General features: G+C 63.9%; 26 protein-coding genes. 11 read left to right on the top strand and 15 right to left on the bottom strand.

Features of this window, described 5'->3' with window-relative positions; all coding sequences use genetic code 11:
• Positions 1-70: 70 nt before the first annotated feature.
• Entirely contained in the window at positions 71-1381 is a 1311-nt protein-coding gene (phoH2, locus tag DFR67_RS19740; RefSeq protein ID WP_110471221.1) for an RNA 5'-3' helicase PhoH2, read from the bottom strand.
• A 315-nt stretch (positions 1382-1696) separates the two neighbouring features.
• On the opposite strand from phoH2, the gene DFR67_RS19735 reads away from it, so the two are divergent.
• Positions 1697-2374: a GOLPH3/VPS74 family protein gene (locus tag DFR67_RS19735; protein WP_110471220.1), complete on the top strand. Its 678-nt coding sequence runs from the start codon at positions 1697-1699 to the stop codon at positions 2372-2374.
• A 3-nt stretch (positions 2375-2377) separates the two neighbouring features.
• Here DFR67_RS19735 and DFR67_RS19730 read toward each other — a convergent pair whose 3' ends face one another.
• The 3 genes from DFR67_RS19730 to DFR67_RS19720 form a co-directional block, all read right to left on the bottom strand.
• On the bottom strand, positions 2378-3241 hold the full coding sequence (locus DFR67_RS19730) for an acyl-ACP desaturase (protein WP_110471219.1): 864 nt from the start codon (positions 3239-3241) through the stop codon (positions 2378-2380).
• Between the two features lie 40 nt (positions 3242-3281).
• Positions 3282-4580: a serine hydroxymethyltransferase gene (gene glyA, locus DFR67_RS19725; RefSeq protein ID WP_110471218.1), complete on the bottom strand. Its 1299-nt coding sequence runs from the start codon at positions 4578-4580 to the stop codon at positions 3282-3284.
• A 71-nt stretch (positions 4581-4651) separates the two neighbouring features.
• A complete protein-coding gene (locus DFR67_RS19720) occupies positions 4652-5857 on the bottom strand; it encodes a DUF885 domain-containing protein (protein WP_110471217.1) in 1206 nt (401 codons plus the stop codon).
• A gap of 97 nt (positions 5858-5954) precedes the next feature.
• On the opposite strand from DFR67_RS19720, the gene coaA reads away from it, so the two are divergent.
• Positions 5955-6887, top strand: a complete 933-nt coding sequence (gene coaA / locus DFR67_RS19715; protein WP_110471216.1) for a type I pantothenate kinase — start codon at positions 5955-5957, stop codon at positions 6885-6887.
• Positions 6888-6895: 8 nt separating this feature from the next.
• Here the strand turns inward: coaA and DFR67_RS19710 are convergent, their stop codons facing one another.
• On the bottom strand, positions 6896-7678 hold the full coding sequence (locus DFR67_RS19710) for an isoprenyl transferase (protein WP_110471215.1): 783 nt from the start codon (positions 7676-7678) through the stop codon (positions 6896-6898).
• 103 nt (positions 7679-7781) lie between these two features.
• On the opposite strand from DFR67_RS19710, the gene trhA reads away from it, so the two are divergent.
• Positions 7782-8408 carry a PAQR family membrane homeostasis protein TrhA gene (gene trhA / locus DFR67_RS19705; protein WP_110471371.1) on the top strand — a complete coding sequence of 209 codons (627 nt, stop codon included), beginning with the start codon at positions 7782-7784 and terminating at the stop codon, positions 8406-8408.
• Positions 8409-8489: 81 nt separating this feature from the next.
• Here the strand turns inward: trhA and DFR67_RS19700 are convergent, their stop codons facing one another.
• Together DFR67_RS19700 and DFR67_RS19695 are read right to left on the bottom strand one after the other, a co-directional pair.
• On the bottom strand, positions 8490-9557 hold the full coding sequence (locus tag DFR67_RS19700) for a 3-deoxy-7-phosphoheptulonate synthase (protein WP_110471214.1): 1068 nt from the start codon (positions 9555-9557) through the stop codon (positions 8490-8492).
• Positions 9558-9789: 232 nt separating this feature from the next.
• Complete coding sequence (locus DFR67_RS19695; RefSeq protein WP_110471213.1) at positions 9790-10236, bottom strand: Lrp/AsnC family transcriptional regulator; 447 nt, start codon at positions 10234-10236, stop codon at positions 9790-9792.
• Between the two features lie 133 nt (positions 10237-10369).
• On the opposite strand from DFR67_RS19695, the gene ddaH reads away from it, so the two are divergent.
• Together ddaH and rocD are read left to right on the top strand one after the other, a co-directional pair.
• On the top strand, positions 10370-11227 hold the full coding sequence (ddaH, locus tag DFR67_RS19690; protein WP_110471212.1) for a dimethylargininase: 858 nt from the start codon (positions 10370-10372) through the stop codon (positions 11225-11227).
• 56 nt (positions 11228-11283) lie between these two features.
• On the top strand, positions 11284-12459 hold the full coding sequence (gene rocD / locus DFR67_RS19685; protein WP_245938063.1) for an ornithine--oxo-acid transaminase: 1176 nt from the start codon (positions 11284-11286) through the stop codon (positions 12457-12459).
• Here rocD and DFR67_RS19680 read toward each other — a convergent pair.
• From DFR67_RS19680 to mca, 3 genes are read right to left on the bottom strand one after another with little or no spacing between them, the layout of a single operon-like run.
• A complete protein-coding gene (locus DFR67_RS19680) occupies positions 12449-14476 on the bottom strand; it encodes a thioredoxin domain-containing protein (protein WP_110471210.1) in 2028 nt (675 codons plus the stop codon). The genes rocD and DFR67_RS19680 overlap by 11 nt on opposite strands.
• Positions 14448-14699: a hypothetical protein gene (locus tag DFR67_RS19675; RefSeq protein ID WP_110471209.1), complete on the bottom strand. Its 252-nt coding sequence runs from the start codon at positions 14697-14699 to the stop codon at positions 14448-14450. Before DFR67_RS19675 ends, DFR67_RS19680 begins: the two co-directional genes overlap by 29 nt.
• Positions 14696-15616 carry a mycothiol conjugate amidase Mca gene (gene mca, locus DFR67_RS19670; protein WP_110471208.1) on the bottom strand — a complete coding sequence of 307 codons (921 nt, stop codon included), beginning with the start codon at positions 15614-15616 and terminating at the stop codon, positions 14696-14698. Before mca ends, DFR67_RS19675 begins: the two co-directional genes overlap by 4 nt.
• Positions 15617-15695: 79 nt before the next feature.
• Here mca and DFR67_RS19665 point away from each other — a divergent pair, with 79 nt between their 5' ends.
• The 4 genes from DFR67_RS19665 (at position 15696) to greA (ending at position 18292) form a co-directional block, all read left to right on the top strand.
• A complete protein-coding gene (locus DFR67_RS19665) occupies positions 15696-16124 on the top strand; it encodes a DUF4307 domain-containing protein (RefSeq protein ID WP_110471207.1) in 429 nt (142 codons plus the stop codon).
• Between the two features lie 211 nt (positions 16125-16335).
• Positions 16336-16908 (top strand): LppP/LprE family lipoprotein, encoded by a 573-nt coding sequence (locus tag DFR67_RS19660; RefSeq protein ID WP_158539995.1) that lies wholly within the window; start codon positions 16336-16338, stop codon positions 16906-16908.
• A gap of 19 nt (positions 16909-16927) precedes the next feature.
• The gene (locus DFR67_RS19655) at positions 16928-17701 is read left to right on the top strand and encodes a queuosine precursor transporter (RefSeq protein WP_110471205.1); all 774 of its coding nucleotides are present in this window, start codon (positions 16928-16930) and stop codon (positions 17699-17701) included.
• A 96-nt stretch (positions 17702-17797) separates the two neighbouring features.
• The gene (greA, locus tag DFR67_RS19650; RefSeq protein ID WP_084838414.1) at positions 17798-18292 is read left to right on the top strand and encodes a transcription elongation factor GreA; all 495 of its coding nucleotides are present in this window, start codon (positions 17798-17800) and stop codon (positions 18290-18292) included.
• A gap of 72 nt (positions 18293-18364) precedes the next feature.
• Here greA and DFR67_RS19645 read toward each other — a convergent pair whose 3' ends face one another.
• From DFR67_RS19645 to DFR67_RS19625, 5 genes are read right to left on the bottom strand one after another with little or no spacing between them, the layout of a single operon-like run.
• Positions 18365-19831 carry a signal peptidase I gene (locus DFR67_RS19645; RefSeq protein ID WP_110471204.1) on the bottom strand — a complete coding sequence of 489 codons (1467 nt, stop codon included), beginning with the start codon at positions 19829-19831 and terminating at the stop codon, positions 18365-18367.
• Positions 19812-20387 (bottom strand): SipW-dependent-type signal peptide-containing protein, encoded by a 576-nt coding sequence (locus DFR67_RS19640; RefSeq protein ID WP_110471203.1) that lies wholly within the window; start codon positions 20385-20387, stop codon positions 19812-19814. The genes DFR67_RS19645 and DFR67_RS19640 overlap by 20 nt, the downstream gene beginning before the upstream one ends.
• Positions 20384-20968, bottom strand: a complete 585-nt coding sequence (locus DFR67_RS19635; protein WP_110471202.1) for a signal peptidase I — start codon at positions 20966-20968, stop codon at positions 20384-20386. The genes DFR67_RS19640 and DFR67_RS19635 overlap by 4 nt, the downstream gene beginning before the upstream one ends.
• Complete coding sequence (locus tag DFR67_RS19630; RefSeq protein ID WP_146240485.1) at positions 20965-21516, bottom strand: hypothetical protein; 552 nt, start codon at positions 21514-21516, stop codon at positions 20965-20967. The genes DFR67_RS19635 and DFR67_RS19630 overlap by 4 nt, the downstream gene beginning before the upstream one ends.
• Before the next feature lie 29 nt (positions 21517-21545).
• Positions 21546-22082: an alternate-type signal peptide domain-containing protein gene (locus DFR67_RS19625; protein WP_158539994.1), complete on the bottom strand. Its 537-nt coding sequence runs from the start codon at positions 22080-22082 to the stop codon at positions 21546-21548.
• A gap of 692 nt (positions 22083-22774) precedes the next feature.
• Between DFR67_RS19625 and DFR67_RS19620 the strand changes: the two genes are divergently transcribed.
• On the top strand, positions 22775-22984 hold the full coding sequence (locus tag DFR67_RS19620; RefSeq protein ID WP_110471370.1) for a hypothetical protein: 210 nt from the start codon (positions 22775-22777) through the stop codon (positions 22982-22984).
• Between the two features lie 100 nt (positions 22985-23084).
• The coding region (locus tag DFR67_RS19615) for a DUF222 domain-containing protein (RefSeq protein WP_146240484.1) at positions 23085-23605 on the top strand (521 nt) is incomplete at its 3' end.

The following is a 23605-nucleotide window of genomic DNA, read 5'->3' as shown; positions in this document are numbered from 1 at the left end:
CCTGAGGTGCCGAGAAGGGCATATTGCCCTCCACGACCTTGAAACGGGCGATCTCAGGGTGGGTGAGGCGCTACATCCCGCTCGGTGCGAACTCCTCCAACATTTCGGTGACGAGCGCCGCGATCGGCGAGCGCTCGCTTCGCGTGAGGGTCACATGCGCGAAAAGAGGGTGCCCCTTCAGCTTTTCGATCACCGCGGCAACACCGTCATGACGCCCGACGCGGAGGTTGTCGCGTTGCGCGACGTCGTGCGTGAGCACCACGCGTGACCCCGAACCGAGCCGCGACAAGACGGTCAGCAGTACGTTGCGCTCGAGCGACTGCGCCTCGTCGACGATCACAAACGAATCATGCAGTGATCGCCCGCGAATGTGGGTCAGTGGCAACACTTCGAGCATTCCGCGGCTGAGAACTTCTTCGATGACCTCGGTCGACGCCAACCCTTCGAGAGTGTCGAAGACGGCCTGTGCCCACGGCCCCATCTTCTCGGACTCGCTGCCCGGGAGATAGCCGAGTTCTTGTCCCCCAACGGCATACAGCGGCCTGAACACCACGACCTTGCGCTGGGTGCGGCGTTCCAACACCGCTTCGAGACCGGCACACAGGGCCAGTGCCGATTTGCCGGTGCCGGCCTTGCCGCCCATGGACACGATACCGACACTGTCGTCGAGGAGCAGGTCGAGTGCGACTCGCTGCTCCGCGCTACGACCCCGGAGCCCGAAGACCTCACGGTCACCACGCACCAACTGCACCTGCTTCTGCGGATTGACGCGGCCGAGCGCACTGGAACCCCCGCCCAACAGTCGGATTCCTGTGTGGCAGGGCATGTCCCGTGCCCCATCCAAGTCGACGACGCCTTCGGCGAAGAGTGTGTCGATCGCCCGAGAATCGCATTCGAGCTCTGCCATTCCCGACCAGCCCGAGGTCACCACGTCCTGAGCGTGGTATTCGTCTGCCGCCAGGCCGACCGCACCCGCCTTGATACGCAGCGGCGTGTCCTTCGACACCAAGATCACGTCTTTGCCCTCGGCGCGAAGGTTTAAGGCGCAGGCGAGGATTCGGGAATCGTTGGTATCTGTCCGGAAGCCCGCCGGCAGTACCGCGGGGTCGGTGTGATTGAGCTCCACCTGAACTGTTCCACCGACATCCCCGATCGGGATCTCCCGGTCGAGCCGACCGTGCTCCAGCCGCAGATCGTCGAGCATCCGCAAGGCTTCGCGAGCGAACCAACCCAGTTCGTGATGGTGACGTTTACCCTCGAGTTCGCCGATGACCACCAGTGGGAGAATCACATGGTGTTCGGCGAAACGTGTTGCCGCCCAGGGGTCGGACAGCAATACGGACGTGTCGAGGACGTAGGTACGAGCATCGCTTGTGGTCACGAAGGGCTCCTATGCCTGGTGGCACCACACAGGCTGGTGTTGCTGGACCGGTCGGTTCCGGTGTAGTCGGCAGAGCTGCCGCCTCCACAAGGGCCGGTACCGGCCCTCTCGCACTCACGTGAGCAAGTCAACGATCGAACCTCCCGGACGAACCACTTCCCCGCGGCCCGTCACACGCCAAAGTACGCCGCATGCGGCGTGTCGGCAGGGCGGAAGTGGCGCGTGTCCGTGAATAATCGGTTAACTGTTCGACGTGGCGACTGGTGGTATTTTTGCGGCCTTTTGCCCTGCTCGCAGTTGCTATCGTCGACAGGTATGAGCACCCTCATCGCCGAAGACCTGCTGTTGCTGCTTCTCGACGACGACAAGGGCACGACCCCGGCATCCGTGCCGGTACCCACGGTTCTCGGCGGGGCGATCCTGATGGAACTCGCCCTCATCGAGGCTATCGCCATCGGAAGCAAGCCGAGCAAATGGACCGCGGCGAAAGTCAGGGTCGCGCGGGCGGAGGCCGCCACCGACCCCGTCTTGAGTCGCGCCGTCGGCATCGTCGCGGAGAAGGAGCGTCCTGCTCAGAGCCTGCTCGGTCGTCTCGGAAAGGGACTCAAGGACGAGCTCGGTACACGTCTGGCCAAGATGAGCTTCGTCGAACGCCGATCCGATCGCATCTTGGGGGCGTTTCCCCATACCACCTGGCCTGCGGTGAATCGCAGCCACAAGCTCGACCTACGCCGCGACATCACCGCGGTCCTCGTGCACGGTAACCCGCCCGACGACAGGACCGGTGGACTGATCGCCCTGCTCTCGAGCATCAACCGCGCGCATATGGCAGTCGACACCGACGAGGTTCCCCGGCGAGAACTCAAGAAGCGTGCGAAGGCGATCGCGGAGGGCGACTGGGCGGCAAAGGCGGTCGCCGATGCCATCGCCGCGGCGACAGCTGCGATCACTGCCGCAACGGTGGCATCCGTCGCGGCGTCCTCCGGGAGCTGAGTTCTACAGCCCCGCGGCGGCCAGCACTCGTTGCCTGGCGGCTTCGCTGGCCTCGTCGAGACCATCGAGGGATTGCAGCTTCAGGTCCTCGACCAGTGCGCGGGCAACAAACCCCGCAGCGTCCGCGTTGAACTCCGCGATCGCGTCCAGTTGACCGAAGTTCTCCACATCCGCGCCTATCAGTTCCAGTTCGGCCAACGCTTTGTCGACCGACTTGAGGGCTTCGGTGACGTTGGCGTCGATCCCGGCGTTGATGAAGGCGGTGAACGTCTTGGCCTGGACTCGATCGTCGTGCAGGATCCTGCTGACGATGCCCTCGAGCACCTCGCTGTCGGACCCGGCGATGAGCTTCTCCTCGAAGGCGACGCACTGCAGTTCATGAACGGCCAACAACGCCAGGACGTCGAGGATCTGATAGTCGGTGAGCGAACGCGGGGTTTGCAGCTTGCCCTTGGTCATGTGATGCAGACGCAGGGTCTCCGCGACCTCCGGGTCCATGAGCCGTGCGACCACCAGGTAGTCGCGCAGCGCGATGGCGTGCCTGTTGTCCTCGGCGGTCCAGGAGCCGATGACCTCCTGCCAGGCACCGAAGATCGAGGCCTTCTGGGCCATCAGCCGGTGGTAGGACGGCATGTTGTCCTTGGTCAGCAGCAGCGCGAGCAACGCCGACGTGACGTCCTCGGGCAACGGCCGGGGCTGGTCGGGATCGAAGTCCTCCCCGCCCAGGAATGCGAAGTTGCGGCCGTCGGCCCACGGCACCCAATCATGCGGATTCCACGGTGACGCGGCTGCGTAGTGGTCTTCCATGATTTCCGGGATCGCCTTTTCCAAGGCGTAGAGCAACTCGTCCTGGGTCAGATCATTCACCCGGACAGCGTAGAGGTCGACCCCGCATATGTGAAACCGCCTACTGCGTAGTGCTCAGCAGTCCCCACTGCTCGAGGCCCTCATAGAGCGGGAAGTCGAGCGCGAGTTGCGAAACCCGGGCCCGCAGCGCCGAGACGTCCGCGGACTGACCGGCGGCCAGCGCGGTGCCGATGATGTCGGCGACCTCACGGAACTGCTCTTCGCCGAATCCGCGGGTGGCCAGTGCCGGCGTACCGATACGCAGACCCGAGGTGACCATCGGCGGACGCGGGTCGAAGGGCACCGCGTTGCGGTTGACGGTGATACCCACCTGGTGGAGCAGGTCTTCGCCCTGCTGGCCGTCGAGGTCGCTGTTCCGCAGGTCGACCAGGACCAGGTGGACGTCGGTGCCACCGGTCAGGACCGATACCCCAGCCTTCGAAACGTCGTCGCCGTTCAGGCGCTCCGCCAAGATGCGGGCACCGTCGAGGGTGCGCTGCTGGCGCTCCTTGAACTCCTCGGAGCCTGCGATCTTGAGCGCCACGGCCTTGGCGGCGATGACATGCATGAGCGGACCGCCCTGTTGACCCGGGAAGACTGCCGAATTGAGCTTCTTGGCCCATTCTTTCTTGGCCAGGATCAGTCCGGAACGGGGTCCGCCGAGGGTTTTGTGGACGGTTGTCGAGACCACATCCGCGTACGGCACCGGCGAGGGGTGCAGGCCCGCGGCGACCAACCCGGCGAAGTGCGCCATGTCGACCCACAGGTGGGCCCCGACCTCGTCCGCGATGGAGCGGAACGCCTCGAAGTCGAGTGTGCGCGGGTAGGCCGACCAACCGGCGACGATCACCTTCGGCTTGGTGTCGAGGGCGATCTTGCGGACGTCGTCCATGTCGACACGGAAGTCTTCTTTGCTGACACCGTAGAAAGCGTTCTCGTAGAGCTTGCCCGAGAAGTTGAGCCGCATGCCGTGGGTCAGGTGGCCGCCGTGTGCCAGATCCAGGCCGAGGAGGGTCTCCCCCGGCTCCATGAGGGCGGCCAGCACGGCCGCGTTTGCCTGTGCGCCCGAATGTGGCTGCACGTTGGCGAACTCCGCGCCGAAGAGTTCCTTGGCGCGATTGCGAGCGATGTCCTCGACGACGTCGACGTATTCGCAACCACCGTAGTAGCGACGTCCGGGATAACCCTCGGCATACTTGTTCGTCAGGACACTGCCCTGGGCCTGCAGCACTGCCCGCGGCACGAAGTTCTCGGAGGCGATCATCTCGAGGGTGTCGCGCTGCCGAGTCAACTCCCCATTCATCGCGGCCGCCACATCCGGGTCCAGCTCAGCCAGGGATGCGGTGTTGACGTCGGTCATGTGTCTCCTTAGACGCTCGCGGCGCGGTAGATTCGGCAACCGCCAGTGTAGGAGACCTGCCCGTGCCCGGGTTAATCCCCTGCCAGCTCGGCCCGCAGGCCAGCGGGTGTGAGGGGCTCATCGAGCAGTCGACCGAAACGCGCCAGCCGTTCAGGCGTCGGCGCGGCGTCGAGCCAGCTCCCCAGCAGTCGGTACCCCTCGACGTACGTGCTGATGTACGCGCGCCACAGGGGCGACGACAGGAAGCGCAGCATCTGCCGCGCACGTTCGTCGGTCGCGAGCAGCCACCTCTGCAGGTACGCGGCCACCGAGTCCTGATCACCGCCCCGATCGTGCAGCAACAGCGCGGCGTCCTGCCGGACCCCGAGCAGTCCCCCGGTGGCCGCGGCGATCGCTTCGGCGCGCTGGCCGTCGAATCGCAACCCCAGATCGGCGTAGATGTCCTGGGCCCACGCCCCCCAGTCCGGGCCGATGGCTGCGACCAACGCATGGTCGGCGAGTCCCTCTGCCATCAGGCACTGCGGTGTGTTCACGAGAAAAATGGACTGTTCATGTTGCCCCGCGCCGACCAGGAACTGTTCTTTGCGGCAGTGCTCGGTGTGGTGGCCCGGGTACGCCTCGTGCGCGATCAGATGGGGCAGCGACGACATGTATTGCGTGAGATCGCCGTTGATCGCGACCCGCGACCGGTAGTCGCCGAGGTAGTAGTTGAAACCCGACCACGGCTTGTCCGAGACGACCTCGAACTCGACGATCTCGGCCGCGGGCAGCGGGTACGCGCCGCGGACCTTTTCGCGCAGCGCCCCGCTGAACGCGGACACCGCCTCTGCGACCTTGTCCCGCGGGATCTCCTCGGATCGACGGTGGGCGGCGTACCGGTCCGATAGGTCGCCTGCGCCCGGGAGCAGGGCGTCGAGGTCGGAGTGGGCCTGTCGGTAGAGCTCCGGGTCGCCCATCTCGATGTCGACGTCGAAGTAGTTGCGGACTTCGTCGACGAATCCGATGTCGTCCCCCGCAAATTTGCGGGCCGAGCACTCGAGTGCACGCAGCGCGGAATCGAGGAACTCCGCCCGGGTCTCGTCGAGTCCTGCACCCGGGAGTTCGGTGCGCAACGAAGCCGCCTGCCGGGCAAGTGCTCTCGGATCGGGTGCCGGAGCGTTCTCGACCTCGCGTCGCAGCGCCAGGTCGCCGGTGAAGGCATCGACGAATCCGGGTTCGAGGCGGTCGAAGGCCAATCCGAGTCGTAGATACTGCTCGACGAGCGCAGCGGTGTTCATGTGCGTAAACGCTACCGAAACCACCCCGACGTTTCCTCGTCCAGACCCGTTCGTAAGACTGAATGCATGCCAGGGGCCGCACGGATCGAGTGTTGACATGTCACGGATGACCGAGCCGAGCCCGTACATCGAACTCGACCGCAGGCAGTGGCGTGGCCTGCGCCAGTCCATGCCCATGGTGCTCACCGAGAGCGAACTGCGGGAATTGCGCGGGCTCGGCGAACAGATCGACCTCACCGAGGTCGCGGACGTCTACCTGCCGCTGTCTCGTCTGATCCATCTGCAGGTCGCCGCCCGGCAGCGACTGTTTGCCGCGACCTCGACCTTCCTCGGGGAACGCCAGCCCGAACGACAGGTGCCGTTCATCATCGGGGTGGCAGGCAGCGTCGCGGTCGGCAAATCGACCACAGCCCGTGTGCTGCAGGCCCTGTTGGCCCGCTGGGAGAGTCACCCCAAGGTCGACCTCGTCACCACCGACGGCTTCCTCTATCCGACCGCCGAACTCGAACGTCGGGGCATCATGCACCGCAAGGGATTCCCCGAATCCTACGACCGCAGGGCGTTGCTCCGTTTCGTGACCGAGGTGAAGTCGGGAGCACGTGATGTGTCTGCGCCGGTGTACTCCCACGTGTCCTACGACATCGTTCGCGGCACCCAGCATCACGTGCAACAACCGGACATCTTGATCGTCGAAGGTCTCAACGTCCTACAGACCGGCTCCAGGCTGATGGTGTCGGATCTCTTCGATTTCTCGATCTACGTCGACGCCCGCATCGAAGACATCGAAGACTGGTACATCACCCGGTTCCTCGCCATGCGCACAACGGCTTTCGCGAATCCGCAGTCACATTTCCACCACTACTCGTCTCTGACCGACGACCAGGCGACGTTGGCTGCCCGCGACATCTGGAACGGCATCAATCGCCCCAACCTCGTCGAGAACATCCTGCCCACGCGCCCACGCGCCACGCTCGTACTGCGCAAGGACGCCGATCATGCGATCAACCGGGTCCGCTTGCGCAAGATCTGACGCGTCGGCTATTTACCGAAACGTCGACTGCGGGCGGCATAGTCACGCAGCGCGCGCAGGAAGTCGACGCGCCGGAACGCGGGCCAGTAGGCGTCGGTGAACCAGATCTCCGAGTACGCACTCTGCCAGAGCAGAAACCCCGAAAGGCGTTGCTCGCCCGACGTCCTGATGACCAGATCGGGGTCGGGCTGCCCTCTGGTGTAGAGGTTCTGGTCGATGGCTTCCACGCTCACCGCATCGACCAGCTCATCCGGCGAGTCGCCGGCTGCGATCCGATCGGCGAGCAGGGTACGCACCGAGTCGACGATCTCCTGCCGTCCGCCGTATCCCACGGCCACGTTCACATTGGGCCCGGTGCGCCCGGAGGACTGCTGCTGGGCAGCCTTCAACCGCGCCGACACGTGATCCGGCAGTTGGTCCAACGCCCCGACGATGTTCACCCGCCAGGGCTGACCCGGTGCAGAGATCTCCTCGACGATGTCCGGAACGATTTCGAGCAGAGCACCCAACTCATCGGAGTCACGGCTCAGGTTCTCGGTGGAGAGCAGGTACACCGTCACCGTCTCGATGCCCAGCTCGCTACACCACCGCAGCACCTCGGCGATCTTCTGCGCCCCGACCCGATGACCGTGATTGACGTCCTCGAACCCGGCCGCGCGGGCCCACCGGCGGTTGCCGTCGCAGATGATGGCGATGTGCCGCGGGTTTCTCGCCGGGTCCAGGTAGTGCGTCAGCCGACGTTCGTAGACCCGGTACATGGGTCCACGCATGGCGTCGGGAATCAGCTTCACCCGCTACACCTTACGCGGCGACCGTGCGGCAGGACCAAAACCTACGGTACCGTAAGTTGTGGTCGATTCCGAACTGTCACTACTGGCCGAGATCAAGCCGCGGATGCGCGGATGGATCCACCTGTACGCCGGATTCGTCGCCATCCTCACGGGTGTGGTCCTGGTCACGGTCGCGTGGGCGCTGGTCGGACCGATGGCTGCCCTGGCCTGTGGCATCTACGCTCTGACCGTCTGCGGCGTCTTCGGTGTCAGCGCCACCTATCACCGTGTCGAATGGACATCCGACGTCGCGCGGACCTGGATGAAACGCGCAGACCATTCGATGATCTTCGTGTTCATCGCCGGCAGCTACACACCCTTTTGCGTGATGGGCCTCGAACCACCTGAGCAGGTGATCGTGTTGATCATCGTCTGGTCGGGAGCGTTGGCCGGAGTCACCCTCAAAGTGCTCTGGCCCGGGTCACCGCGCTGGCTCGGGGTCCCCCTCTACATCCTCCTCGGCTGGACGATCGTGGCGGTGATACCAGCGCTGATCGACTCGGTCGGGGTAGCCGTGGTGGTGCTCTTGGCGGTCGGTGGCCTCTTCTACACGATCGGTGGCATCCTCTACGCCACCCGCTGGCCCGACCCGTGGCCCACCACCTTCGGCCACCACGAGTTCTTCCACGCCTGCACAGTCATCGCCGCGCTCGTGCACTACATAGCGGTCTGGATCGTCCTGTTCCAATAGCCGCAAACGCTCCACAAATACTAGGACGCGCCACTTATTTGTGGCGCGTCCTTGTATTTGTGGAGCGTTTGGAGGGATTGCTCAGCAGCGCTTGGCTGCCGAGAGGGCCCCGATCACCTCGAGGGTGGCGTCCCAATCCATGCACTTGTCCGTCACCGATTGGCCGTAGGTGAGTGGGGTGGCCTCGGTCGACTGGGCACCGGCGACCAGGAAGCTCTCCAGCATCACACCGCTGATCCCCCGCTGACCACCCTTGATCATCGCGGCGATCTCGGTGGCGACACCTGCCTGCCTGATGTGGTCCTTGCCCGAGTTGGCGTGCGAACAGTCGATCATCAGCAGTTCGGCCAGACCGGCCTTGGCCAGGGAGGCCAGGGCGCCCTCGATCGATGCGGCATCGAAGTTCGGGCCACCCGTGCCACCACGCAAGATGATGTGGCAATCAGTGTTACCAGCGGTCTCCACGATGGCACCGCGACCGAAATCGTCGACGCCGAAGAAGACGTGTTCTGCGGCTGCGGCTTTCACACCGTCAGTGGCGACCTGGATGTTGCCGTCGGTGCCGTTCTTGAACCCGATGGGCATGGACAGACCAGAGGCCAGCTGGCGATGCACCTGGGATTCGGTGGTACGAGCCCCGATTGCGCCCCACGCCACCGCGTCAGCGATGTACTGCGGGCTGGTCGGCTCGAGGAACTCACAGCCGACGGGAAGTCCGAGGTCGATGATGTCGAGCAACAGCGAACGAGCGACGCGCAGGCCGCGTTCGACGTCGAAACTGCCGTCCATACCGGGGTCGTTGATCAGCCCCTTCCAGCCGACCGTGGTTCGCGGCTTCTCGAAGTACACCCGCATCACGATCTTCAGGCGGTCGGCATGCTCGGTGGCGATCGGCGCGAGGCGACGGGCGTAATCGAGGGCAGCGACGGGATCGTGGACGGAGCAAGGTCCCACGATCACCAGCAGCCGGTCATCCCTACCGGCGAGAATGGCGGCGATCTCATCGCGATCGCGCTGCACCACCTCGGCTCGGCGGGCGGTGAGCGGCAACTCCGAGCGCACGGTGTCCGGGGACGGGATCTCGCGGAACGAACGGATACGGCGGTCGGAGGTCTGGGGACCGGACAGGATTCCCTGTTCGCTACTCATGTTGTGTGCCTTCCTGATTCGGCGGCACCGCAACACTGTCGTCCGGTGCCCTGACAAAGAAAAAGCAGCGACCGCGATCGGTCACTGCTCGGGGCTCCGGGTGTTGTTGCGCGTCAGCGTAGCGCTGTATCGGCGGCTCCACCCGGAGCCTCGATAAAGCGCCAATAGGCACGTACGCGGATGTTCACGTCGGCCAATCTAGCACGAGGGCGACGGGGCGGCTACATCCCGGTCATGGCCGGCCCCGGTCGATGACCCGGGACAGCACGATGATGCTCTCGGAATGGTCGACGGTCTCCGCCGCGCGGATCCTCTCGAGCGCCGCCTCGAGATGCTGTACGTCCCGCGCCACCACACGCAGGATCGCGTCCGCCTGCCCGGTGACCGTGGCCGCACTGACCACCTCGGTGATGTGTTCCCACGAACGCGCGAGGATGTCCGGCGCGATGGTGCCCCTGCAGAAAACCTGCACGTACGCCTCCGTCGTCCACTTCAGCGCGGCCGGATCGGTGACGACGGTGAAGCCTCGGATGACCCCGGACGAGACGAGACGGTCGACCCGCCGCTTGACCGCGGGCGCCGACAGTCGCACCTGCTCGCCGATCTGCGCATAGGTCTGTCGGGCGTCGCGCGTGAGGCACGCCAGGATCGACTCGTCGAGTTCGTCGAGCGCCGCCATGAACAGCCTCCTCAGAGGTTTTAGCCGCTACACGCAACGGATCTGACCATTCTGCCAGAAGACACAACAGATACCGGGTGTAGACGCAATATCCGTCGATTGATTGCGCCTGCAGTCCTCATACGATCAACAGGTGACCATCACCGACTTCGCCCCCACCCCTATGCGTGAACGGATCTCGCGCCCACGCACATACGCGATGACCACCCCGACCCACTTCGAGGTGAACTACTCCATCAACCCGTGGATGGACCCTTCGATCGAGGTCGACAACTCACTGGCCCTCGAGCAGTGGGAGCGTCTTCGGCGCACCTACCTCGACCTCGGGCACACTGTGGACCTCGTACCGGCGGAGCCCGGCCTACCCGACATGGTCTACGCCGCCAATGGTGGCCTCGTCGCGGGTGGCGTCGCGATCGCCGCCAGGTTTCGCCATGCCGAACGCCGGGCGGAGGGCCCGGCCTACGCCGCCTGGCTTGCCGGGGCCGCGGTGGGCCCCGTCCATCACCTCGACGGCATCAACGAAGGTGAGGGTGACTTTCTCGTCGTCGGTGACCGGATCCTGGCGGGCTCCGGATTCCGTACAGATCCCGTTGCCCACGAACAGGTCCGGCGACTCACCGGCATGCCCGTCATCAGCCTCGAACTCGTCGATCCCCGCTACTACCACCTCGACACCGTCATCGCGGTCCTCGACGATCACACCATCGCCTACCATCCCGCCGCGTTCTCGACGGCGGCTCAGGACACGTTGGCGACCCTCTATCCGGATGCCATCGTCGCCGATGACGCCGATGCCATCGTGCTCGGTCTCAACCTCGTGTCCGACGGTCGCAATGTCGTGATGACCGACGCCGCGCCGCGGTTGGCCGCTGCCATCACCGGCGCCGGCGTCTCCGTCATCGAGGTCGACTTGTCCGAACTCCTCAAAGGCGGCGGTGGGATCAAATGTTGCACTCTCGAACTACGCAGGACAGGAACACCATCATGAGCATCGACCTCGCCAATGCCGTCGGACCGGTCTACAGCTCGGGCGAGCACATCACCATGGTCGACGACCATGCTGCGCACAACTATTCGCCCCTGCCCGTAGTGGCGGCCACAGCCGACGGGGTGTGGATCACCGACGTCGAAGGCAATCGCTACCTCGACGCCTTGGCCGGGTACTCCGCGGTCAATTTCGGGCATCGCAACACCGAGATCATCGCCGCGGTGAACGATCAGTTGAACCGGTTGACGTTGACCAGCAGAGCTTTTCATTCCGACCGACTCGGACCGTTCTGTCGCGATCTCGCGGCGCTCTGCGGCAAGGACATGGTGCTGCCGATGAACACCGGAGCCGAGGCAGTCGAGTCCGCGATCAAGGTGGCCCGCAAGTGGGGTACCGATGTCAAAGGCGTGCCGACCGATCAGGCCTCGATAGTGGTGGCTGCGGGAAACTTCCACGGTCGCACCACCACCATCGTGAGCTTCTCCGACGACGAGTCCGCGCGGCGCGGTTTCGGTCCCTTCACACCGGGCTTCCGGATCGTCCCCTTCGGTGACGCCGACGCCATGGCTGCAGCAATCGACGACACCACTGTCGCGGTGTTGATCGAACCCATCCAGGGCGAGGCAGGGGTGGTCGTGCCACCCGCGGATTATCTCCCGAAGGTCCGCGAACTGTGCACTGCTGCCAACGTATTGATGATCTGCGACGAGATCCAGTCAGGCCTCGGTCGAACGGGTGAAACTCTCGCCTCAGATCACTGGGGCGTGGTGCCGGACCTGTACACCCTGGGCAAAGCGCTCGGTGGCGGTGTGCTGCCGGTGTCTGCCGTCGTCGGCAACAACGACGTGCTCGGTGTGCTGGCACCCGGCGAACACGGTTCCACCTTCGGCGGCAATCCTCTTGCTGCCGCTGTCGGCTCGACGGTCGTGAGCATGCTGGGCACGGGGTACTGGCAGGACCGCGCGAGAGTCATGGGTGCGCATCTGCACAGCAGGCTCTCGGACATGGTGGGCTCCGGGGTGACTGCGGTGCGGGGTCTGGGTCTCTGGGCGGGAGTCGACGTCGATCCCGCCCTCGGGTCGGGCAAAGAAATGTGCAAGAAACTCGCGCAGCGCGGTGTGCTGGTCAAGGACACCCACGGTTCGACCCTTCGATTCGCGCCGCCCATCGTGATCACCATCGACGAGATCGATTGGGCCCTGGACCAGTTCGCGAAGGTGCTCAAGTCTTGAGTTGAGCGGCCAGGCCGTCAGCGGTTGTCACCGGCAGCCCACAGACCGAACCCCGGCAGATGTACGCGGCCGCCCGCCCATCGACCATCGGGCGTCCTGCCAGGAGCGGTTGTGAGTCGACCGGTCCGGCAACGACCACGGTGCCACCGGGAACCAACTGTCGAGCGGCCACCAAAAGCTCTGTCGCCTCGTGTCCAGGCTGCGATACCGCGACCTGCAGGGGGCCGGCGAGCCGCGCAGAGATCACCGCGAGCCAATGACCGGCCGAACGAGGCAGCTTGTCGAGCAGCACCCCACCTCTGGACAGCGTCGCTTCGGCGAGCGCCGCGTAGTCGTCAGCGGATCGGCCGGTCCGTTCGACCGGCGTCAGCGGTGCCGCGGTCAGCAGGGCCTCGGCGATCAGAGAGGTGCCCGCGGGAGTCGCACCGTCGATCGGATCTCGTGGGCGCGTAAGCAAGTCCTCGGCGTCAGAGCCCGAGTCGTACCACGATCCCCGCGCCCCGGGATCCGCGAAGAGGTCGATCGACTCGTCCAGCAACCCGAGCGCCGCGTCGAGCCACGACGCTTCCCCGGTCACCTGGTGCAAGGTCAGCAGGGCTGTCACGAGTGCCCCGTAGTCCTCCAAGGCTGCCAGCGGCTCCCCCACGACACCATCGAGCGACGAACGCCGCAGCCTCCCCTCGACCACATGACGGGCCAGGATCTCGCGCCCACACCAGGCCGCCAGGTCGATCCAGTCCGGCCGGCCCAGTCCTGCACCGGCTTCGGCGAGCGCGGTGATGGCCATGGCGTTCCAGCCGGTCACCACCTTTCCGTCGCGCGCCGGTTGCGATCGCCGGGTGCGCACTGCCCACAAGCGGCTGCGCACCGACTCATAGCGGACCGCATCACCCGGGTCTGCGCGCAACTGTAACGTCGACGCACCCGCTTCGAACGTTCCCGCTGTCGTGACTGTGAAAAGCTCTGCGGCCCAGAGCCCGTCCGCTGTCCCCAAGACCTCGGTCAGTTCGCCCGGTGTCCAGACGTACGTCAGTCCCTCTTGCCCGTCGGTGTCCGCATCCAGCGCCGACGCGAACCCGCCGACCACTGTGAGGTCGCGCTCGAGAAATCTGATGGTCTCTTCGGTCACCCTGCGCATCAAAGGATCTGACGTGACTCGTGCTAGATGGGCATAGACGCGGAGCAGTTGCGCATTGTCGTAGAGCATTTTCTCGAAGTGCGGCACCACCCAGTTCTGATCGACCGCGTACCTGGCGAACCCACCGCCGAGCTGGTCGTAGATCCCGCCCCGGGCCATCACATCCGCGGTCCGGGTCACTGCACCGAGCGCGGCCGGGTCACCTGCTCTCTCGTACTCGCGGAGCAGGCCCTCCAGCAGAGCCGACGGCGGAAACTTGGGTGCGTCGCCGAAGCCACCGTGAGTGCGGTCCTCGTCTCGCAGCACATCCGCGACAGCCTTGGCCAGCAACGCATCGTCGAGCGGGTGTTGCGGTTCAGGAAGGCCTGCGTTATTGGCCTGCAGGTGCTCGCTGACGGCCGCACCGACCCGGTCGACCTCGTCGCGATTGGTCGTCCACGTTGCCGTGATCGCCTCCAGCAGTTGCACGAATGACGGCACGCCTTGCCTTGGCGCGGGCGGGAAGTAGGTGCCGCAGTAGAAGGGCTCGCCGCCCGGACTCAGGAAACAGGTCATGGGCCAGCCACCGTGGCCGGTCATCGCGACCGTTGCGTTCATGTAGATCGCATCGATGTCGGGGCGTTCCTCACGATCGACCTTGATGCAGACGAAGTCCCGGTTCATCACCGCCGCGGTGGCCGGGTCCTCGAACGATTCGTGGGCCATCACGTGGCACCAGTGACATGCGGCGTATCCGACCGACAGCAGAATGGGCACGTCGCGTTGACGTGCCCAGGCCAAGGCGTCGGGACTCCATTGTTGCCAGTGCACCGGGTTGTCGGCGTGCTGGCGAAGATACGGGCTGGTCGCCTCAGCGAGGCTGTTGCTGCCGCGGGTCACCGTCGGTCCCGTCGTCGGCGGCCTGATCGGCCTCCGGGTTGTCCCAATCGAACTTTTTCGGCAGTCCCCGCAGGTGCCGGTTCATCGACCAGATCAAGAAGACGGTCCCCGCCAGCAGGAGCAGCACCACGAGCAACCCCATGGGTGAGGCTTTGCCGAACTCCGGGCCCTCGGTCTTCGCGAGGACATCCGTGAGTCGGGCCGCTGCCAGAGTGGTGTTCATTCGGAGGCTCCGGCCGCGATCGCCGCGTCGATGCCGGCGAACAGGTCCGTCTCCGGTATCGCGGTCTTCACCCTGGTTTTAGCGAGTTCGAACTCCTCTGTGGGCCAAAGCCTTTGCTGCCACTCCATGGGCACCGCGAAGAACACGCCGTTCGGATCGATCTGCGTCGCGTGGGCGCGCAGTGCTTCGTCTCGCTGCGGGAAGAACTCGCCGCAGGTGACCTGCGTGGTCACCCGGCCCATCAGGTTCCCGCGTTCGGGATCCCACTTCGAGAGCCACTCCGCAAAAGGACTCTCTTTGCCGATCTTCGCGTACTCGTCGGAGAACAACACCATGCGATCGCGTATGAACCCATGGGTGTAATAGATCTTCGACACCGTCCACGGATCCCCCGCGTCCGGGAATTGCTCCGGATCGCCGGCGGCCTCATATGCGGCCATCGAGACCTCATGGTCGCGGATGTGATCGGGATGCGGGTAGCCGCCGAGTTCGTCGTAGGTGACCATCACGTGCGGCTTGAAGTCGCGGACCACCCGAACCAACGCCTCGGTCGAGACCTCGAGCGGCACGGTGGCGAACGAGCCTTCCGGCAGCGGGGGCAGCGGGTCGCCCTCGGGAAGCCCTGAGTCCACGAATCCGAGCCACATCTGCTGCACACCCAGCGCTGCCGCGGCCTTGGCCATCTCCTCGCGGCGGACCTCGGGCATCCGTTCTTTGATCCCCGGCAGATCCATCGCCGGGTTGAGGATATCGCCACGCTCACCGCCGGTGAGAGTCACCACCAAGACGTCATGGCCATCGGCGGCGTATTTGGCCATCGTGGCCGCACCTTTGCTGGACTCGTCGTCGGGGTGCGCATGCACCGCCATGAGTCGTAGTCCACCCACGCGTTCCCTCACCTTCACACTGCTGGTCATCGGCTTCAATACTCCCACCGAACGTGCGACCCGCCCTCACCGGTCCTACAGGTTCTCTCTACATGGTAGGTATGAACGCATGACCAGCGCTCGCAGCCTCCCGCAGGGGCGCTACCCCTCCGAACGTTCACCACGATCTCGGCGCCGGTGGTTCGTGGTGCTCACGACGCTGGTGGTGGCAGCGGGCGTACTACTGGCCTGGATCGGCTACCAGCGCTTTTCCGACCCCGACATCTCAGGGGAAGCCAGCGGCTACCTGATCATCGACAGCTCTACCGTCGAGGTGAAATTCACGGTGAATCGCAAGGACCCGAGCAAGCCGGCGACCTGCGTCCTGCGAGCACGCTCGAAAGACGGCTCTGAAACCGGCCGCCGTGAGGTCTACATCCCTGCATCCGATCAGACCCAACTGTCATTGTCATCACTGGTCCGGACGTCGGCGGCTCCTGCCGTCGGCGAGGTCTACGGCTGCAGCGAATCGGTGCCTGACTACCTCGTCGCCCCGTGATCCGGTAGACCCGACCGACTGTCGTGTGAACAGCGGACGCATGTCGCTGCTCCCACGGCCCTGACCTGCGACGTCCGCTGAGCCGGACCGTTCGAAACCTTTCTGTGACTAACTATTTCGCCGTCGATTGCGACGGTGGGAGTGGGTCGGCAACGAAGGGATCTGCTCGATGAAAACCACTGCGAATGCTCGTTTTTCGACACGAATCTGCGTGATTACCATTGCCGCGTCGATCGCTGCGGCGGTCGCGACAGGATGCGGTACCGCCGACGAGGGCAACGCATCGCCGGCGATCACCACCCTGACGGAAACCGAGGTCTCGGCCACCACGATCACGTCGCCTCCAGCACAGGACAGTCCCGCGACCAGTCCGCTGAGCCAAGCCACGTGCGACGTCGACACGGCGATGATCGACTCTGCGATCGCCCAGATCGCGCCACCCATGCCGGGCTCGGGATGGGTCGAGGGGGAAAGCAACGTCAACACATGCGCGTCGCTCACCTACGTGACCTTGGACACCCAGGGCGGGACCGTGTCGTCGCCGTATCAACTCCTGCTCTTCCACGACGGGGAGTTCCTCGGAACCGGAACTGCCTGCAACCTGAGCTACCAGACCGTGGCCGCAACGGCAGACGACCGAATCGACGTCCGGTACCGCTACATCACGGGCGATGAACCGAATGCCGACCCGCAGGGAGAGGTGTATGTGAGCTACTACTGGAACGGTTCCGGCGTCGACATGCTCGGTGAACTGCCGGAGGCGATCACTCGCGGCGAGTGCTGATCACCCATAATCGGCACCCATGACACCAACAACACAGTCTGGGCAGCCGGACCCGTCCACCGCCAAGGGACCGGGTCCGGCGTTCGCCACCATCACCAGTCACTACTACCCGATGCTCGTCGGCCTCTTCGTCGGCGTGATGATGATCAGCAACATCACCGGCACCAAAGGTGTGGTGCTGTTCACCGATCTCCACATCGATCTGGGCCCACTGTCCATGGACGGCCTGGTCACCGACGGCGCGTTCTACCTCTTCCCCCTCGCCTATGTGCTCGGCGACGTGATCAGCGAGGTCTACGGCTTCAAAGCCATGCGCCGCACGATCCTCGCCGGGTTCTTCGTCTTGCTCATCGCCTCCCTCTGTTTCTGGCTCACCATCCACCTACCCGCAGCCGACTTCTACGACGGCCAGGAGTCGTTCAAGACAGTCGCAGGCGTGGTCCCACAGTTCCTCGCCGCAGGATTGGCCGGATACGTGGTCGGCGAATTCCTCAATTCTTGGGTACTCGTCAAAATGAAGGAACGGTCCGGAGAAAAGCACCTCTGGGCCCGCCTACTCGGTTCGACGGTCGTCGGCGAATTCTTCGACACGCTGGTCTTCTGCTCCATTGCCGCTACCGCACTGGGCATTTCGACCTGGTCGGATTTCGTGAACTACACGATCATCGGCTTCGTATGGAAAACGCTGGTCGAGGTGGCGATCATGCCACTGACCTACCTGTTCGTCGGTTGGCTGAAAAAACGCGAGCCCACCTACGGTTCCTCGCTCGAAACTGCGGCCACAATTAGATAAGAATTCGAGAACCGTCCATCTGTGCTGGTACTCTTGGCTGATACACGGTCCCGAGAGGGGCCGTGTTGCTGTATTTAACGAGAGGGAGTGACGAGCATGACCGACACCGAGGTGACCTGGCTTACCCAGGAGTCCCATGATCGGCTCAAAGAGGAGCTCGACGCTCTCATCGCGAATCGTCCGGTGATTGCTGCCGAGATCAACGAGCGCCGCGAAGAGGGCGACCTCAAGGAGAACGGCGGCTACCACGCCGCCCGTGACGAGCAGGGTCAGCAAGAGGCCCGCATTCGTCAGCTCCAGGAGCTGCTCAACACCGCCAAGGTTGGCGAGACCCCCACCCAGTCGGGCGTTGCATTGCCCGGATCCGTGGTCAAGGTCTACTACGACGGCGACGAGTCAGACACCGAAACCTTCCTGATCGCGACCCGAGAACAGGGTTCATCAGATGAGAAGCTCGAGGTCTACTCCCCGAAGTCGCCGCTCGGCGGTTCGCTCATCGACGCCAAGGTCGGTGACACCCGCAAGTACACCGTGCCCAGTGGGGCCACCGTGTCCGTGACGCTGGTCAGCGCGGAGCCGTACCACACGTAAAAGACCCCATTTTGGTGGCTTTTGGCGAGCAAACCCGCAGGTCGGGTTCGCCAGAAGCCACCATTTTTGGTTTCAGGGAGATGCGGACCAGGTGCCTTCCCCCCGGGTCACCGTGGTCACCGTGCCGTCGTCGCCGGTCACCTTCAGCGTCGTGTCGTCCACCCAAATCAGACCGGCCGCATTCACGTCAGCGCGGAACACCTCGGTACCTTCCTTGTCCTCGATGACCAGGGTGCCATCGCTGGCGGAGGCAATGTAGGTTCCTTCGGGCGACGGCGCATCGGCCACTGGGACCGGTTGGGCCGTCGATACCTTTGGCGCGCTGGTGGGCGTCTCCTCGACGGATGTGGTCGGCGCCGGCTCAGACACACTTGTCGTGGTTTTCTCGGGTGCGCTCGGGCTCGGGGCCGCGGAGGTCGACGACCCAGCCGGGTCGGATGCGGTTGAGGCGGCGGGTGTCGTAGACGAAAAAATTTTTGCGTCCGGTGCGGCCCTCGGAGCTATGGGAGAACTGGTGCCCGGCCCACATAGGACACTTAGCAACAAGACGTTCACTCGGATGGTGACCGCACCTGCAGACAGAAAGTTGCCGACCTTACTTCGCAACTCGACATCGTAGAAGCCGAGCAGACCCAACAAGCCTGTAGCAAAGCTGGTGGTTACCGCGAATGTGGCCGGATTGCTTGATGAAGGCGCCACGACCACGGTTTTTGACTGGCCAAGCACCGCAGGTGCGAAGATGAGCTGATAACTATAGGTCTGCTGCGCGGCCGGGTTTTGCCATGACAGCACCGCGCTGGAGCCCTGCGTCCTACATGTCAAGCCCGTCGGTACGATCGGCCGACCTGCTGACACCGAACCAGAGGCTGTCGCGGAGTCGGTCAACGCAGCGAGAGTGCCATGGGTTCGCTCGAAGCCCACGACAGCTGCCGCAACCACGATCGCGGCAATCACTGCCTGCGCGGCCACCGCGGTGCCGCGCGAGCGCACCGGCGACGAGACTGCATGCCTACCAGAGCTTGTCTTACGAAACAGCTTGTCTGGTCGGAACGCCAGCCACAACAGTCCAAGAGTGGACAACGTTGCAAGAGCCCACGAGTACGGATTGGCGAACCAGCTCAGGACGTAGCCCAGGTTGGGGATGTGGAAGAGGATCTCGTCGACGGTGGTGACGGTGTACGGCTGCGGGTCGTCGACGTTGTTCGAATCACCCCGCAGGGTCATGGTGGTGGAATTACCGACGTGCGCATCGATCGACACCACCCGATGGGTGATGCGGGTGCCGTCCGGACGCGAGACACTCACGATGTCCCCGGCCGCAACGTCGGCGGCGGGTATGGAACGGGAGATCGCCACGTCGCCGACGTCGATCGCCGGTGACATGGAATCCGAACGGAAGATCAACGGCGACAGGCCGAATGAGACACCTACGATCGCGATGATCACGCAGAGCAGTCCGGCGAGCGCGCCGACGGTCAACGCGATCTCGACCGCAACTTTCTTCACCCGGTCGGACATCTCAGGTACCCGCACTGGCATCGAAGGTGAACATCACCTTTCCCGAAACGCCCGCAAGGTCCGCCGAAGCAGTGTCCGGAAGGTTCAACTGAAGACACAGGATTTCAGTGCCCGAGGCACCCGCGAGTGGTCTGGGACCAGTCGTAAAAGGCTCTTTCGTACTCTTGATGGGTTTGTTGGTCGTGATTACGTTTCCCCCGTTGCACATTCCGCCGGATGTCGCGGTCGCCTCGGACCTCACCGTGAGCGTCACGCCCTGACCGAGAGCGTCGTCACTTGATACCGACGCTGTGTAACTGAACGGCGCAGTCCCGTGATTGGTGACCGTGACAGTTTTCGCAGCCGACTGCCCCGGGAGAATCCCACTGGGGGCAAAGCTGAAGGACCCGCCCTTCACACCGTCGGCGAGGATATTGACGGTGGCGGTGGTGAACTCCCCTGACCGGGTGTTCACGGTCGATGACCACAGCGCCAGCGTTCCCACCACGCCGATGCCGATGACCATCCCGATCGACAGCACCGCGCGGAGTCGGCGGCCGATCAGCACCAACCCCGCGGCACGCAACCACGCACTCACGGCGCGCTCGGCGAAGCGCGGCGTTCGCGGACCGAGCCCGCGAACTGAACGATTGCGTAAAGGAAGAGGGTTGCAGCGACTGCGTAAACAACGACCAGTCGCGTCGAGCCGCTGATCCAATTGTTCACGTGACCGAGGTACGGGATCGAGTACCACAACTCCCCTCGTATCTGCGCCGGCCGCACCGGCTGTGCATCCGGGACCGCGACTGCATCGCCCTGCGTCGTGAGGAGCCTGTTGCCTTGCTGGTCGAAATTGAATCCGACGATGCGATGGGTGACGACTGCGGGTTCACCCGAACGAATCTGGTAGGTCACCACATCACCAATCTCGAGGGTCGACACATCGACCTTGCGGACCACGATGAGTGTCCCCGGCGGATATTCCGGCTTCATCGACGAGGTGAGAACCGTATACGGCTGCGCCCCCGCGATCTTCGGTACGACGATTGTCACGAGAAGGATCCCCACCAGGGCCAGCAGGAGTACCCACGTGATGACCTGGAACGCCCACCACAGCGGTCCGGTTCTGTGCGGGGTGTCTTGGGTGGCGGTGTGCGAATCCGACTGTTTCGAGGTCATGTTCGCCTCTGCTCTGACCCGAAGGCGAAAAGTACTGTGTAGGTCGCTGACCCGGTTCCGGTGACCGATTGCAGCGTGCTCCTCATGCACCAGGTCTCTGTCGCCCCCTCTGCCAGCGAACGCCAGGGACTGCTGGCGGCCGTACCGGAAGCGCTTGTGGTGAACGTCGTGAACGCCGCGGCACCGGGCAGTGTCCCGATGCCGCACGTGCTGCCGACGGCCATGACGGTCCCGGACAGTGACAACGTGACGCCCGAGCCGGGCGTACTGACTTGTGGGCCGGCAGCATTGAGGCGATACCGCAGGGGGGTGCTACCACCATTGGTGATCGCCAACGGGGCCTGGCGTTGGTCGCCGGGGAGTATTCCCGCCCCATTGAGTCCCGCGAACTGGTAGATCGACCCGGACCCACTGCCTGCCAACAGCTTGAGCTGGCCGGTTGTCACCGTCGCGCTGTCGGTGGAGGCGTTGTCGGTCCACAGAGCGTCGGTCGACCGCACTGCCGCCAGGGACAGGGCGGCGACCGCACTCAATACTGTTACGACCACGAGCCGGGTCGTACCCGACCAGGACATCGTCAGGAACGAACCTGATTCAGGTTCACCGACATCCCGGATACGTCGACGGCCTCGTTCTGGCTGGTTTGGCCGCCAACATCGGCGAACGCGACCGTGACCTTCACGACGACGGTGTGGGGTGCGCCGGGGGTGATGGTGACGGTGCTACCGCCGGGTGCCGGGGTGCCGTCGACAGTGGCGACCGGGGTCACCGTCACGCCCGTTGGCGGTGTCCCCGCGGTGCCAGGATCGACAGTGACCTCTGCCTCCATGTTCTTGCCGGTCGCAATAGCTGTGTATGTCGAGGTGTACTCCCAGGTGTCCAGCGGCACCAGCAGGTCAGTCGTCGGATCGACCGCAGTACCGCCGACGATCCCCGTCGTCGACACATCGGTCCACGATGGCGTCCCCTGGGCCGTCAGGTCGAGCTCACCGGTGCTCACGTTCCCCGGGGTGTTGGTGCCCGAGTCACTCCATAGTGCGTACGAACCCGCACCGCCGAGCAGGACGACGACAGCAGCTCCGGCAGCGAGAGCGCCTTTGGCGTTTCGATTCATGTCTTCAACCTCACAAAGCTCTGGCGGCCCTTCAAGCCGCATCGGATTGGTGGTGAGGTCAACGTGAATATCCGACCCCCCTGCCGCGGAATTCGCACCAGACGATGGTCCCCACATCGGTTAGCAAGAACTCAATCCGAAGCGGTTCACATGTATCTCGCCGGGAATGTCGCCCGCGGGGAGCCCGGCGTTACACAAATTCAACAGCAATTATCAATTCGATGCCGACCCTACGCCAAATGGGTCTTTATGGCGAGCCAATTGGAGAATCGTCATCACTTCTACTACTACGCCTTTACCGAGAAAATCTGGCCTCAATCTTTCGCATCGACGCAGTTCGAGGTCATGATTGCTGTACAGATTTGTTCCGTAGATGAATTCATCGCAGGTCGGCGTTGGAGTCCGAGAAAACGTCCGCAACTATTGCATCCGAATTCAGCTGAACGTGCCCTCAGGGAGCACATAAGCGCACACTTTAACGGTCAAGGACTCGTGAATAGTTTATTTGTTAGGCTTATTAAAGATAATTCCCTGAACGACCGTCCATTGGAATCTCTGCCCTCATTGCTCAAGCGATAAGGTGTTCCATTTTCGATATGACAGATTGGCGAGTGCGCGATTTATCGAGGTCAGAATCGAATTCGATGCGCCGACATGTGTCGAGCACCCAATGTATGGGTAGGTTCCATCTCATGACTGATCTCAGCTCCACCGCCACCCAGATAGCCGAGTTCGCCGAACAACACTCCGACTACACCGCCATCGCCTTCGACAACGACGGCAAGATCATCGACTGGAAGACCTCTGGCGATTGGGTCAATGGTTCTCATCAGGGCGAGCGCATCCATGTGGTCGACGGTGACATCAGCGCGCAGGCAGTCCAACGCGTCCTGGACCAGTAGGACCCTCCCATTCCGTCACCCTTCGCTTCTGGTGACTGTGACAAATATGCCCTGACCAGCGTCGATTAAATTGTCCGACCCTTCTGGCATAGTCGCTCATATGTTCGAGGGCGGGGATGTCGAAGTGCAGCGGGCGGCCGGTATCGGCCCCGCCAACTGGCTGCGGCCCAACGAGTTGCTGCGCAACTGTGAACGGTCGGTGGCCGCGCAAAGCTACTTCGAATGGGTCCGCTACGACAGCGCCGCCCAGCTGCACCGCCTCGTCGTCGCACCCCTAGAAGACAGCCCGGTCGGGTTGCGGGCCGTCGACCCATTCGCGGTCTGCGCCGCGCAACTGGCCGCCGCCCAACAGATCACCCAACAAGGCGCCGAGAACTACCTCACCCGCGCCCTCGCCCTGCGCGACCGTCTCCCCCACGTCAAACAACTGCTCAAAGGAGGACAGGTCGCAGCCCACCACATCGCCGAGATCGTCTCCCGCACCGACCTCATCGACGGCACCGAGCACATGGCCGACATCGACCGCGACATCGCCGAACAACTACGCCGCCGCGGATCATGGTCGAAAAACCGCATCCGCGACATGGTCGACACGATGATCATGCTCCGCGACCCCGACCT

The organism is Williamsia limnetica (assembly GCF_003217475.1).
Classification (GTDB): Bacteria; Actinomycetota; Actinomycetes; order Mycobacteriales; family Mycobacteriaceae; genus Williamsia; species Williamsia limnetica.
The sequence above is the reverse complement of the archived record's forward strand: the minus strand, read 5'-3'. Positions and strand labels throughout refer to the sequence as shown.

What these genes read in the sequence shown, in the direction of transcription:
- DFR67_RS19735 (WP_110471220.1), top strand. Translation starts at nt 1,697, where the DNA reads ATGAGCACCCTCATCGCCGAAGACCTGCTGTTGCTGCTTCTCGACGAC.
- glyA (WP_110471218.1), bottom strand. Translation starts at nt 4,580, where the DNA reads ATGACCGACGTCAACACCGCATCCCTGGCTGAGCTGGACCCGGATGTG.
- DFR67_RS19720 (WP_110471217.1), bottom strand. Translation starts at nt 5,857, where the DNA reads ATGAACACCGCTGCGCTCGTCGAGCAGTATCTACGACTCGGATTGGCC.
- coaA (WP_110471216.1), top strand. Translation starts at nt 5,955, where the DNA reads ATGTCACGGATGACCGAGCCGAGCCCGTACATCGAACTCGACCGCAGG.
- trhA (WP_110471371.1), top strand. Translation starts at nt 7,782, where the DNA reads ATGCGCGGATGGATCCACCTGTACGCCGGATTCGTCGCCATCCTCACG.
- DFR67_RS19700 (WP_110471214.1), bottom strand. Translation starts at nt 9,557, where the DNA reads ATGAGTAGCGAACAGGGAATCCTGTCCGGTCCCCAGACCTCCGACCGC.
- DFR67_RS19695 (WP_110471213.1), bottom strand. Translation starts at nt 10,236, where the DNA reads ATGGCGGCGCTCGACGAACTCGACGAGTCGATCCTGGCGTGCCTCACG.
- rocD (WP_245938063.1), top strand. Translation starts at nt 11,284, where the DNA reads ATGGTCGACGACCATGCTGCGCACAACTATTCGCCCCTGCCCGTAGTG.
- DFR67_RS19675 (WP_110471209.1), bottom strand. Translation starts at nt 14,699, where the DNA reads ATGAACACCACTCTGGCAGCGGCCCGACTCACGGATGTCCTCGCGAAG.
- mca (WP_110471208.1), bottom strand. Translation starts at nt 15,616, where the DNA reads ATGACCAGCAGTGTGAAGGTGAGGGAACGCGTGGGTGGACTACGACTC.
- DFR67_RS19665 (WP_110471207.1), top strand. Translation starts at nt 15,696, where the DNA reads ATGACCAGCGCTCGCAGCCTCCCGCAGGGGCGCTACCCCTCCGAACGT.
- DFR67_RS19655 (WP_110471205.1), top strand. Translation starts at nt 16,928, where the DNA reads ATGACACCAACAACACAGTCTGGGCAGCCGGACCCGTCCACCGCCAAG.
- greA (WP_084838414.1), top strand. Translation starts at nt 17,798, where the DNA reads ATGACCGACACCGAGGTGACCTGGCTTACCCAGGAGTCCCATGATCGG.
- DFR67_RS19645 (WP_110471204.1), bottom strand. Translation starts at nt 19,831, where the DNA reads ATGCCAGTGCGGGTACCTGAGATGTCCGACCGGGTGAAGAAAGTTGCG.
- DFR67_RS19635 (WP_110471202.1), bottom strand. Translation starts at nt 20,968, where the DNA reads ATGACCTCGAAACAGTCGGATTCGCACACCGCCACCCAAGACACCCCG.
- DFR67_RS19625 (WP_158539994.1), bottom strand. Translation starts at nt 22,082, where the DNA reads ATGAATCGAAACGCCAAAGGCGCTCTCGCTGCCGGAGCTGCTGTCGTC.
- DFR67_RS19620 (WP_110471370.1), top strand. Translation starts at nt 22,775, where the DNA reads ATGACTGATCTCAGCTCCACCGCCACCCAGATAGCCGAGTTCGCCGAA.